The following is an 11,207-nucleotide window of genomic DNA, read 5'->3' as shown; positions in this document are numbered from 1 at the left end:
CCTTTCCATGCGCCTGCTCATTGCCCTTGCCCTGCTGCTCGCCACCGCCTCCGGCGCCCTCGCCGAACGTGTCGCCCTCGTCATGGGCAACGGCAATTACCGCCACGCCAAGCCGCTGAAGAACGCGGTCAACGACGCCACCGACGTCGCCGCCCGCCTGCGCGAGATGGGCTTCACCGTCTACGAAGGCATCGACCTGCCCCAGCGCGACGCGCTGCTCCTCGTCCAGCAGGTCGGCCAGCGCCTCCAGTATGACGACACCGTGCTCTTCTACTTCGCCGGCCACGCCACCCAGCTCGGCAGCCAGAACTACATCATGCCGGTCGACGCCTCGCCGGGATCCGAGAACGAGCTGGTCCTCAGCTCGATCAGCCTGCAATCCATTCTCGCCACGCTGGAATCCCGCGCCCAGACCCGCCTCGTGATCCTCGACGCCTGCCGCAATAACCCCTTCGTCGCCAGCACCGACGGCTCCCGCTCCGCCGATGACGGCACACGCGGCCTCTTCCGCATGGATGCCGGCGTCGGCTCCTTCATCGCCTACTCGACCGAGCCGGGCAACGTCGCCTCCGACGGCGCCGGCCGCAACAGCCCCTTCACCGAGGCGCTGCTCCGCCACATCGACCGGCCCGGCGAGAACATCCACGCCGTCATGCGCCGCGTCCGCGCCGACGTGATGGAAGCCTCCAACAACCGCCAGATCCCGTGGGAAAACTCGGCCCTGATCGACGAGGTCTACCTCGCCGGCCTGCCCCGCACCGCCGACAACAATACCGACGCCAACACCGCCCTCGCCCGGCCGGCCGTCACCCACAATCCCCGCCCGGCCCTGGTGACCGAAACCTGCCTCTCGGGCGAGATCGACGGCGTGCCCACCCGGCTCTGCGCCTCCAGCGTGCTGGCCTCGCAAGGGTCCAACAGCTACGGGCCGGAAAACCTGATCGACGACAGCCTCGCCACCGCCTGGGTCGAAGGCGTCAGCGGCACCGGCGAAGGCCAGACGCTGGCCTGGGAATTCGGCGCCGATACCGACATCCGCACGCTCTACCTTGTCAACGGCTACGCCAAATCCGAGCGCACCTTCACCCGCAACGCCCGCGTCGCCAGCCTGCGCGTCACCGGCTCCACCGGGGCGCAGGCCACGCTTTCCCTGCGCGACACGATGGACTGGCAGCGCTTCGACCTGCCCGGCATGGCGGCGCAACGCTGGCTCCAGCTCGAGATCCTCGCCACCTACCCCGGCACGCATTACGAGGACACGGCCATTTCGGCACTGGGGTACCAGTAGGCCGAGGAGGGTTGACGCCGGGCGAGCGCCGGGCGGCGCCCACGGTCATGCCGGTCACACGCCCGGAACAAAGCCGCGCCTTGGCGCGGCGCCGGGCGAGCGCCGGCCCGTCCCGGCGGGCAGGCGCTTTGGCGGGTGTAGCGCGAGGCCGCAGACGCAGGATGTACTTGGCACCATAAACTGCCAACCAACACCGTTGCCGCGCCTCCCCACGGGCCGGCGCTCGCTCGGCGGAACAAATTCCGGGACAGCGCGGTTGAGTTTCTGCCAAACCTTTCGCCAATAACACCACGCCCCCCACGCCAAATCCCACCCAGACCCTTTCCCGCTTCCCTATTCCCCTCCCCTGGTGCATGTTCCCCCGCAACAACAATCACAAGGCCGAGGCCATGTTCCGAGTAGCCTGCGCCACCCTGGCGCTTGTCCTGTCCCTGTCCGCCGCCCAGGCGCAGCAGCTCGACTTCGACGGCGAACTGCGCGTCGGCGCCACCAGCCTCAATGGCGGCGAAGGGATCGGCGCCGCCGACCTGATCGTCGGATTCGACTTCTTCCGCACCGTCCCCCTCGGCGCCGAGCTGGGCTTCTACGGCTTCGCCGGCAAGGCCGGCCGCCCGCACGAAACCTACGCGGCGCTGACCTGGAACGACACCTGGCGCCTGGGCTTCACCCCCTCGGCCTATGACTCGGTGCTGATTTCCACCTTCGACCACACCGCCCCGCGGCTCGGCTCGAACCGCGTGGAATACACCCGCGCGCTCGCCACCGTCGAACCGATCCGCCGCGGCGCCGTGCCCTGGGGCCTCTCCTATACCGGCACCTTCGGCCAGACCACGGTCGTCGCCTCCGCCCACCATGCCAGCAAGGGCGATTTCACCGCAGTCGCCCTCGCCGTCTCGCGCGAGTGGGAGAATTTTACCCTCGCCGGCGCCGTCGAGGGCGTCTGGGCCGACATCGTCACCACCGACGGCGTCAACGCCAAGATCGGCGGAACCTACGATTTCGGCCGCACGCGCATGGGCCTCGCCTATCTCCACCCCGGTGCCAATGCCCGGCCCGATACGCTGGCGCTCGATCTTGCCTTCTCCGCCACCAAGGGGCTCGACCTGCTGGCCTTCGGCGAGATCAGCCTCGACGACAAGGACGACGCCTACGGCGTGGCGGCCGATTTCATCCTGCGCGACAGCACGTCCTGGATCATGTCGGCCACCGAAAGCCGCGACGGCACCGCCTTTCACGCCACGCTCGAACAGCGGTTCTGACCGGGCAGACCCGTGGGTTCGCAACGCCCGGCCGGTTAACCCGCCCCGCGGCCGGGGCAATACCGCAAGAAATACCGACGTAATACCGACGTTATACCGACGCGATACCGAAACCGGGAAATCCTACCGTTTCAGTCCGTTAACCCCGATTCGCCCAAGGATGCCCGGCCACCGCGGCAATCTCCCCGCTTGAGCCCGCCGCCACCTGCTTCTATGTCTGAGCCCAAACCTGACAGGAGTGCTTCATGATCCATCTGCCCCGGCCCGCCTTCGACGCCAACGCCAGCTCCGGCTCCGACAACCTTGGCGACCTGCCGGAATGGGACCTGACGGATCTCTACGCATCCGAGGACGCCCCCGAACTCCAGCGCGATCTCGACTGGCTGGAAACCGAATGCGCCGCCTTCGCCGCCGATTACGAGGGAAAGCTCGCCTCGCTCGACGCCGCGGGCCTCTTGACCTGCATAGAACGCGACGAGAAGATCAGCAACATCGCCGGGCGCATCATGTCCTTCGCCGGCCTCCGCTATCACCAGATCACCACCGATCCGGGCCGGGCCAAGTTCCTCTCCGACTGCCAGGAAAAGATCACCAACTACACCACCCCGCTGGTCTTTTTCACGCTCGAGCTCAACCGGTTGGACGATGACGCCCTGGCCTCGATGTACGCCGAGAACGAAGGGCTCGCCCGCTACAAGCCGGTGCTCGACCGCATCCGCGCGATGAAGCCCTACCAGCTCTCCGACGAGCTCGAGAGGTTCCTGCACGACCTCGGCGTCGTCGGCGACGCGTGGGAACGCCTCTTCGACGAAACCATCGCCGGGCTCACCTTCACCGTCGACGGCGAAGAGCTCGGCATCGAAAGCACGCTGAACCTGCTCACCGACCAGGACCGCGCCAAGCGCGAGGCCGCGGCCCGCGAACTCGCCCGCGTCTTCGGCGAAAACATCCGCACCTTCGCCCGCGTCCACAACACCTGCGCCAAGGAAAAGGAAATCATCGACCGCTGGCGCCAGATGCCCACGGCCCAGACCGGCCGCCACCTCGCCAACCATGTCGAGCCGGAAGTGGTCGAGGCCCTGCGCGACGCCGTCGTCGCCGCCTATCCCAAGCTCAGCCACCGCTATTACGAGCTGAAGCGCAAGTGGCTCGGCCTCGACACCATGCAGGTCTGGGACCGCAACGCGCCCCTGCCGATGGAAGAGAAAAAGGTCCTCGACTGGCCCACCGCCCGCTCCATGGTGATGGATGCCTACGTGGCCTTCGACCCCCGCATGGGCGAGATCGCCGAACCCTTCTTCGACAAGGGCTGGATCGACGCGGGCGTCAAGCCCGGCAAGGCCCCCGGCGCCTTTGCCCACCCCACGGTGACCAACGTCCACCCCTACGTGCTGCTCAACTACCTCGGCAAACCGCGCGACGTGATGACCCTGGCGCATGAACTCGGCCACGGCGTCCACCAGGTGCTCGCCGCCGACCAGGGGGAACTCCTTTCCTCCACGCCCCTGACGCTCGCCGAAACCGCCAGCGTCTTCGGCGAGATGCTGACCTTCCGCAAGATGCTCGACGCCGCCAAGGACCAACAGGAACGCAAGGTCCTGCTCGCCGGCAAGGTCGAGGACATGATCAACACCGTGGTCCGCCAGATCGCCTTCTACGACTTCGAATGCAAGCTCCACGCCGCCCGCCGCGACGGCGAACTCACGCCCGAGGATATCGGCGCGCTGTGGATGTCGGTGCAGGGCGAAAGCCTCGGCCCGGCCTTCGAATTCATGGACGGCTACGACAGCTTCTGGGCCTATATCCCCCACTTCGTCCACTCGCCCTTCTACGTCTACGCCTACGCCTTCGGCGACGGTCTGGTGAACGCGCTCTACGCGGTCTACGAGGAGAACCCCGAGGGCTTCCAGGACAAGTATTTCGACATGCTCCGCGCCGGCGGCTCCAAGCACCACAAGGAGCTTCTGGCGCCCTTCGGCCTCGATGCGTCGGACCCGGCCTTCTGGGACAAGGGCCTGTCGATGATCTCTCGCTTTATCGACGAGCTGGAAGCGATGGAGGACTGAGCAGGGTCAACCGGAAGGCCCCGGTCTTCCGGTACCCGCCTGCGACAAGCGCCATGGGCCCCTGACGGAAATTTCCAAAATTCCGTCCCGGAGAATTCCAATTCTCCGGCACCGACCCACGGCCGGAAGCCCTGCCGAACCGGAAACTTCCAGGTTTCCGGTTCGGAAAACTCCAGTTTTCCGTTACCCGCTTCCTGATCCAGCCCCCGGCCACACACGGAATTTTCCAAAATTCCGCCGCCGGAAAACGCCTACTCCAGCCGCGCCGTGATCCACCCGTTCAGCCGCCACATCCCCCAGGCCAGCGGGATCGCCGCCAGCCCGCCGATGACATAGGCCAGCGGCTCGTCCCCGAAGCTCTCGAACAGCTGCGTATAGGCGTGAATGCCCGCAAAGGTCATCGCCGCGTTGAATATGCCCCGGTTGGCCCGCATGGCGGCCACATAGATCACCACCGCCAGCACCACCGCCCAGACCACGGAATAGACGTGGTGCGAGATCACCAGCGTGCTCTCCCGGAAGGCCTCGCGCTGCGCCTCGAACTCTTCCCATGTCTGGTCCGGATCGCTGAACCGCCCCGGCCCCCACATCGTCTCGCCCACCACGTCACCCCAGAGCGAGCCCACCAGCGCGCACAGGCTCGCCACGATGAACCCCAGCACCGACAGCACCCGCGCGTGTCTCGCCCAGCGCTCGGGCCACACGTTCTTGGCCCAGATCAGCAGCAGAACCATCACCCCCATCTGCAATATCGTCAGCGTGGGCTCGGGCGAATAGAACACGTAAGCGGCATGGAAATAGGCCGTCCCGGTATCCAGCATCTGCGCGAAGGGCGCGATGGCCAGCGCCGTGATCAGCCGCACGTCGGTCAGCATCCCGGCCCCGGCAATCAGCAGGCTGGCATAGAGATACATCATCGCCACCGGAAGGCCGGTCACCTCGTACTGGACCATCAGCAAGGCGCAGCCGCCCAGGTGCAACGCCACGCCCATCAGGAAGATGGCCCCGGTCACGAAATGCGTGGTCCACGCCCCCCGCCACAGCGCCACGGCCCCCGCCACGGCCACGATCACACCGGCAAACAGCATCACCCAGCCGGCATTCGCCTCGTACTTGTCGATCAGCTCGAACACCCCGCCGCCGATCAGCATCCCCGCCCCGATCAGCGCGGCGGCATTGCCGAACATGCGGTACATCTCGCCGCCCTTCGCCAGGACCGCCAGCCCCCCGGCCAGCGCCAGCGCCCCGAAAATGGCCACCGATACCGCGTTGGCCAGCCAGAAGATCAGCCCCGCCGTCGCCGCCACGATGCCGAAACACAGGATCGAGTTGATCGCCATGGCGACCATCGTCTCCCGCGCCCGCGCCTCGATCACCCGCGCCTGTCCCGCGTCGATCACCCCATCGGCCACCAGGCTTTTCGTATCCGCTATGGCATGCATGCGCTGCCCCTCCCGTTGCTGCGAACAGCGCCCAAGATGCGCCAACGCCGGGAAAATACAAGCACTTCCACGGCGCGCCCCGCCGCGTCACGTGTCGGCGTCGAGCACCATGTAATCCTCGAAATCCTGCGCCCCGTCGGTCAGCTGAGAGATCATGCCCTTCAGCACCTCGATCGCGGCGGGCGAGGTCACGGCGGTCGAATGGTTCAGCCCCTCGCCATCGCCCAGCGCGGTGATGTCGATCACGCGAACCCCCTCGACCCCCTCCAGTTGCCGGGGATTGTCGATGGTGCCCAGCCGCGGCTTCCGCCCGGACAACAGCCCCGCCAGCGACAGCGCCCGGTCCTGCTGCGAGACGAAGATCAGGAACGGCTGCGGGAGCTGGCCGATCGCGGCCGCCTGAATCCGGAACACGTCCGGGTCGATATCCGGCGACATCAGCACCACGCCGTTGATCCGGCTCAACAGCGCCCGGTCCCCCCGCAGCGCCGCCTGCCGCAGCGTCTCCATCACCAGTTGCGAGCCCATGGAATGCGCCAGCAGGAAGACCCGGTCGTCGCCCCTCGCCGTCACGCTCTTCAGCACCTTGCCGAAATCGTCGCGCGAATACAGCACGCTGTCGCGGTCATAGGCATAGCCGCGCGGATCGCCCGCCGAAGGCCACGCATACAAAAGCCCCGGCCCGGTGGTTCCGAAATCGGCCCGCATCTGGGCAAACCGATAGACGGCGTCGGAAAACGTGTTGTTGTAGCCATGCACGAAAACCAGCGTCTCGCGGCCCGGCGTCCGGCGCCGCATCGCCCCCAGCATCTCGTCCGCCCCGCGATAGACCTGGCTGCCGGTCATCACGAAATCCGTCGCCGCATCCGGCGGGCCCTCGGGCCATTCCACGTTGCCGGGCCTGTGCGTCGGCGGCACCGAGACATCCACGTGCAGGTATTTCAAGCCGCGCGGCCGGGTCTGCCCGAACTGCCGGCCCAGGTCGTCGAGCTCCAGCTCGGTCGCCACGTAGATCCGCTCGATACTGGCCGAAGGATGGGGCGGGGCGAACTGCGCGGCCTGCCGCGGCGAACAGGCGACCAGCGCCGCCGCCAGGACAATCAGGGCCACCCTGCGGGCCACGGTCCGCACGACCGGCCGGGCCATTAACGAATTCGGAACGCCGGTCATGAAAAAGCCTCCCCACGGACTGCGCGGGAAGGCTACTTCGAATTCACGGACGCTCCAAGACCTCAGACGGCCGGCATCATGCCTTTTTCCTGCGCCAGGCTGCGCATCCGCTTCTGCAGCTTCTCGAAGGCGCGCACCTCGATCTGCCGGATCCGCTCGCGGCTCACGTCATACTGGCCGCTCAGCTCTTCCAGCGTCACCGCCTGGTCGCTCAGCCGCCGCTGGGTCAGGATGTCCTTCTCGCGATCGTTCAGCACGTCCATCGCCTCGGCCAGCAATTCCCGCCGCGCGGTCAGCTCGTCCTGCTTCTCGTAATCGGCGGCCTGGTCGGCGTCCTCGTCCTCAAGCCAGTCCTGCCACTGCATCGAACTGTCCTCGTCCGAGCCGACCGTGGCGTTCAGCGACGCGTCGCTGCCCGACATCCGCCGGTTCATCGAGATCACCTCGTCCTCGGTCACCCCCAGGTCATGCGCGATCTGCTTGACGTTGTCGGGGTGCAGGTCGCCCTCCTCCAGCGCGCCGATACGCGACTTGGCCTTGCGCAGGTTGAAGAACAGCTTCTTCTGCGCGCTCGTCGTGCCGAGCTTCACCATCGACCAGCTGCGCAGGATGTATTCCTGGATGCTGGCGCGGATCCACCACATCGCGTAGGTCGCCAGCCGGAACCCCTTCTCGGGATCGAACCGCTTGACCGCCTGCATCAGGCCCACGTTGGCCTCCGAGATCACCTCGGCCTGCGGCAGGCCGTAGCCGCGATAGCCCATGGCGATCTTGGCCGCCAGCCGCAGGTGGCTGGTGACAAGCTGGTGCGCGGCCTCGGTGTCCTGCCCTTCGACCCAGCGCTTGGCCAGCATGTATTCCTCTTCCGGCTCCAGCAGGGGAAACTTGCGGATTTCCTGCAGGTACCGGTTAAGCCCGCCCTCCGGCGTCGGTGCGGGAAGATTTGCGTAGTTACTCAAAGCCTCGTTCCTCCAAGTGAACCGGTTAACCAATGTTTAACCCGTTAACATTGATTTAAGATGACGTAGGGGCCGTTTCAACCCAACTGAACCGAATAGTTTAAATTAGCATGAACCTCTTGCACTGATTTGGCCAGACCTGTGACAGTCTTCTCACGCAACCGTGCAAACGATGTCAGTCCCGCAGCAGTTCCAGCACCCCGGCGAAATCCGCCGGCAGCGGCGCCTCGAACCGCAGCCACTCGCCCGACACCGGGTGCTCGAAGCCCAGAACGGCGGCGTGCAACGCCTGCCTCCTGAACCCGTAAAGCGCCGAAAAAGCGTTCTCGGACAAGGCGTTGGCCGCCAGTTTCCGCCGCCCCCCGTAAACCGGATCGCCGATCAGCCCGTGCCCGGCATGGGCCATGTGCACCCTGATCTGGTGCGTCCGCCCCGTCTCCAGCCGGCATTCCAACAGGCTCACGGCGCCCGGATTTCCGAAACATTCGATCACCCGCGCCCGCGTCACCGCGTGCCGCCCGCCATCGAACAGCACCGCCTGCCGCTGCCGGTCGGTCCGGTGCCGGGCCAGCTGCGTGGTGATCTTCAGCACGTTGCCCGGCTCGAACGACACCCCCCGCGTCCCGCGCAGCCTCGGGTCGGCCGCATCCGGGCAGCCATAGGCCAGCGCAAGGTAAACCCGTTCCGCACTGTGCTTCTCGAACTGCTTCGCCAGCCCGTGATGCGCCCGGTCCGACTTCGCCGCCACCAGCAGGCCCGAGGTCTCCTTGTCGATCCGGTGCACGATCCCCGGCCGCTTCTCGCCCCCCACGCCCGACAGCGTGTCACCGCAATGATGCAGCAGCGCGTTGACCAGCGTGCCCTCGGGGCTTCCGGGCGCGGGATGCACCACCATCCCGGCGGGCTTGTTCACGACGATCAGGTCGTCATCCTCGTAGACCACGTCGAGCGCGATATCCTGCGCCACCGTCTCGACCTCGCCCTCCTCCGGAACCTCGATCTCCACCAGGTCGCCCTCGGCCACCCGCGCCTTGCCGTCGGTCACCACGGCGCCGTTCACGCGCACCTGCCCCTCCGCGATCAGCCGCGCCAGCCGCGTACGCGACAACGCCGCCCCCTCTGGCACATCACGCGAAAGCGCCTTATCAAGGCGGGGCGGCGGCGCGGCCGCGATCCGGAAAGACAAGGGTGACGACCCCATGGCGGACAACTCCCACGAACAGCCGGTCGATGCCGGAACCGTGAAATACCTGCGTATTCTGGTCACGGTGCTGACCGCGACGATGATTCTGGGGTTCATAGTGATCGTCGTGCTGTTTGTCATCCGCTTCTCGGATGCCTTCGGCCCCAAGCTGCCCGATGTCATCACCCTGCCCGACGGCACCACCCCCACCGCCTTCACCAAGGGCGCCGACTGGTACGCCGTCGTCACCTCCGACGACCGGATCCTGATCTTCGACCTCGACAGCGGCGTGCTGCGCCAGACCCTCCAGGTGGAATGATTGCCGGACCTGTGAAACTGGGGGGAAGATGGTACCGCCTCCCCGGCTCGAACGGGGGACCTCTAGATCCACAATCTAGCGCTCTAACCTACTGAGCTAAGGCGGCACTGCCAATCCATCCCGGCACAGGCGAAACCGTCAGGTGCCGAGACTGGAGCCTCGTATGCCAAAGCTCACCGGCCGATGCAACCGGGAAAAGCGCCCCCCGACCGGGCCTCTGGCGGAAAAACCCCGTTCCTCAGAACGTAAGCCGCAGCCCGGTCGCGATGACGAACCCGTCGACATCGTTTCCGGGCGTTCCGAAACCGAGGTCGCCCACATCCTCGGTAAAGCAGATCGTCGAGACCGACCCGAAAAGCCGCGCTTCCTCCGCCCAGCCCAGCAGCCCCGGTGGCGACCACCGCGAGGCCGGGTGCTTCAGGTCATAGGACGCCCCGATCCTGAAAGCGTCCAGCCGCTCCTTGGGGCCAAAGCCGATATGCTCGTTGTCGGTGTTCTGCCCGTGGAAATGCGCGGCACTGTAGGTCCACGGCCCCAGGTCATACTGCACGCCGATATCATACGACACGCCGTCGTTTCGCCCGCGCGACGTGCCCCGGATCTCGGCCCAGCTCCCACCGATCGAGAGATCGCCGATCACGATATTGATCCCACCGCCCCAGAGCTGCGGGTCGGCCCTCGGATCGAACCTGTTGTCCGCCGTGGCCCAGCGCCCAGACAGCGTCACCTGCGCCTCCCCGAAGCTGCCCGAGTAACTGGCCCCGATATCGAAGACATCCCTCACGTCGCGATAGTCGGGCGAGCCGAACACGCTGTCGCCCGCGTCGGGAACATAGCTCACCCCAAGCTGGAACCCGGCGAAACGCGGTGTGAAATAGCTGATCCCGGCCGACAGGTCCTCGCCGCCGAAGGCAATCCGCGTGCTGCCCAGCGAGCCGCGCCGGATGTCGCCGCCCGTCCGCACCCCGTCGACCGAACCGGAGAACGCAATGAAATTCGACATCGAGCCGGAACTGATGGAGTCGAAGGTGATATCCGGCCCCGGCCCCCGGGTCCCCGGCGTGCGCGGTTGCAAACGGTTGCCGGCAAGCTCGTGGTCGCCGATCAGGACCTCGCCGAAGCTGCCCCGGACAAACAGAAAGGCCGCGTCGATCTCCGCATCCGACATCCCGTTGGTAGACGCCGACCCCTCGATGTTGAAATCCGCCCCGAACTTGAGCCCGTTGTCGGCAATGAAAGCCGGGCGGACATGGAAATCGGTCTCCAGCCCCGCATCGAACGCATCGCGATTGGGGGCGCCGGTCGCATCGTAGTCGCTGAAGCCCAGGTACTGCTCCATGTAACCGCTGACCTCGATCTCCCACTCGCCTGCCGTGGCGCCTCCCGCCACCAGCAATGCCATCGCCGACACGCTGGCCAGCGCACCCGCACGTCCCCTTTGCGTGATTGCCATGTCCCCGTCTCCCCATGCTGACCAGCGCCTGCAACGCGCCGCACGCCCCAGGGTCGGGTCATTGGGGA

At 66.4% G+C, this 11,207-nt stretch carries 9 protein-coding genes and 1 tRNA gene; 4 read left to right on the top strand and 6 right to left on the bottom strand.

What is annotated here, in order from left to right; genetic code table 11:
* Positions 1 to 7 precede the first annotated feature (7 nt).
* The 3 genes from ACO07J_RS05610 to ACO07J_RS05600 all read left to right on the top strand — a co-directional run bounded on the left by ACO07J_RS05610 (position 8) and on the right by ACO07J_RS05600 (position 4,613).
* The gene (locus tag ACO07J_RS05610) at positions 8 to 1,288 is read left to right on the top strand and encodes an NADase-type glycan-binding domain-containing protein (protein ID WP_422027090.1); all 1,281 of its coding nucleotides are present in this window, start codon (positions 8 to 10) and stop codon (positions 1,286 to 1,288) included.
* Between the two features lie 389 nt (positions 1,289 to 1,677).
* Positions 1,678 to 2,547 (top strand): hypothetical protein, encoded by an 870-nt coding sequence (locus ACO07J_RS05605; protein WP_422027088.1) that lies wholly within the window; start codon positions 1,678 to 1,680, stop codon positions 2,545 to 2,547.
* A 245-nt stretch (positions 2,548 to 2,792) separates the two neighbouring features.
* The gene (locus ACO07J_RS05600) at positions 2,793 to 4,613 is read left to right on the top strand and encodes a M3 family oligoendopeptidase (protein WP_422027086.1); all 1,821 of its coding nucleotides are present in this window, start codon (positions 2,793 to 2,795) and stop codon (positions 4,611 to 4,613) included.
* Between the two features lie 251 nt (positions 4,614 to 4,864).
* Here ACO07J_RS05600 and ACO07J_RS05595 read toward each other — a convergent pair whose 3' ends face one another.
* The 4 genes from ACO07J_RS05595 to ACO07J_RS05580 all read right to left on the bottom strand — a co-directional run bounded on the left by ACO07J_RS05595 (position 4,865) and on the right by ACO07J_RS05580 (position 9,385).
* Positions 4,865 to 6,055 (bottom strand): hypothetical protein, encoded by a 1,191-nt coding sequence (locus ACO07J_RS05595; RefSeq protein WP_422027084.1) that lies wholly within the window; start codon positions 6,053 to 6,055, stop codon positions 4,865 to 4,867.
* An 87-nt stretch (positions 6,056 to 6,142) separates the two neighbouring features.
* The gene (locus ACO07J_RS05590) at positions 6,143 to 7,225 is read right to left on the bottom strand and encodes an alpha/beta hydrolase (protein ID WP_422027083.1); all 1,083 of its coding nucleotides are present in this window, start codon (positions 7,223 to 7,225) and stop codon (positions 6,143 to 6,145) included.
* A gap of 62 nt (positions 7,226 to 7,287) precedes the next feature.
* Entirely contained in the window at positions 7,288 to 8,184 is an 897-nt protein-coding gene (gene rpoH, locus ACO07J_RS05585) for an RNA polymerase sigma factor RpoH (RefSeq protein WP_422027081.1), read from the bottom strand.
* 175 nt (positions 8,185 to 8,359) lie between these two features.
* The gene (locus tag ACO07J_RS05580; protein WP_422027079.1) at positions 8,360 to 9,385 is read right to left on the bottom strand and encodes an RluA family pseudouridine synthase; all 1,026 of its coding nucleotides are present in this window, start codon (positions 9,383 to 9,385) and stop codon (positions 8,360 to 8,362) included.
* On the opposite strand from ACO07J_RS05580, the gene ACO07J_RS05575 reads away from it, so the two are divergent.
* Positions 9,384 to 9,686, top strand: a complete 303-nt coding sequence (locus ACO07J_RS05575) for a DUF6476 family protein (RefSeq protein ID WP_422027077.1) — start codon at positions 9,384 to 9,386, stop codon at positions 9,684 to 9,686. The two genes, ACO07J_RS05580 and ACO07J_RS05575, sit on opposite strands and share 2 nt — an antisense overlap.
* Before the next feature lie 29 nt (positions 9,687 to 9,715).
* Here ACO07J_RS05575 and ACO07J_RS05570 read toward each other — a convergent pair.
* Together ACO07J_RS05570 and ACO07J_RS05565 are read right to left on the bottom strand one after the other, a co-directional pair.
* Positions 9,716 to 9,792: transfer RNA gene (locus ACO07J_RS05570), tRNA-His, on the bottom strand.
* 132 nt (positions 9,793 to 9,924) lie between these two features.
* Complete coding sequence (locus ACO07J_RS05565; protein ID WP_422027075.1) at positions 9,925 to 11,139, bottom strand: porin; 1,215 nt, start codon at positions 11,137 to 11,139, stop codon at positions 9,925 to 9,927.
* Between the last annotated feature and the right edge of the window lie 68 nt (positions 11,140 to 11,207).

The organism is Roseovarius sp. (assembly GCF_965228755.1).
Lineage (GTDB): Bacteria > Pseudomonadota > Alphaproteobacteria > Rhodobacterales > Rhodobacteraceae > Roseovarius.
The sequence above is the reverse complement of the archived record's forward strand: the minus strand, read 5'-3'. Positions and strand labels throughout refer to the sequence as shown.

Coding starts and splice junctions, on each gene's coding strand:
- ACO07J_RS05610 (WP_422027090.1), top strand. CDS start 8: ATGCGCCTGCTCATTGCCCTTGCCCTGCTGCTCGCCACCGCCTCCGGC.
- ACO07J_RS05605 (WP_422027088.1), top strand. CDS start 1,678: ATGTTCCGAGTAGCCTGCGCCACCCTGGCGCTTGTCCTGTCCCTGTCC.
- ACO07J_RS05600 (WP_422027086.1), top strand. CDS start 2,793: ATGATCCATCTGCCCCGGCCCGCCTTCGACGCCAACGCCAGCTCCGGC.
- ACO07J_RS05595 (WP_422027084.1), bottom strand. CDS start 6,055: ATGCATGCCATAGCGGATACGAAAAGCCTGGTGGCCGATGGGGTGATC.
- ACO07J_RS05590 (WP_422027083.1), bottom strand. CDS start 7,225: ATGACCGGCGTTCCGAATTCGTTAATGGCCCGGCCGGTCGTGCGGACC.
- ACO07J_RS05575 (WP_422027077.1), top strand. CDS start 9,384: ATGGCGGACAACTCCCACGAACAGCCGGTCGATGCCGGAACCGTGAAA.
- ACO07J_RS05580 (WP_422027079.1), bottom strand. CDS start 9,385: ATGGGGTCGTCACCCTTGTCTTTCCGGATCGCGGCCGCGCCGCCGCCC.
- ACO07J_RS05565 (WP_422027075.1), bottom strand. CDS start 11,139: ATGGCAATCACGCAAAGGGGACGTGCGGGTGCGCTGGCCAGCGTGTCG.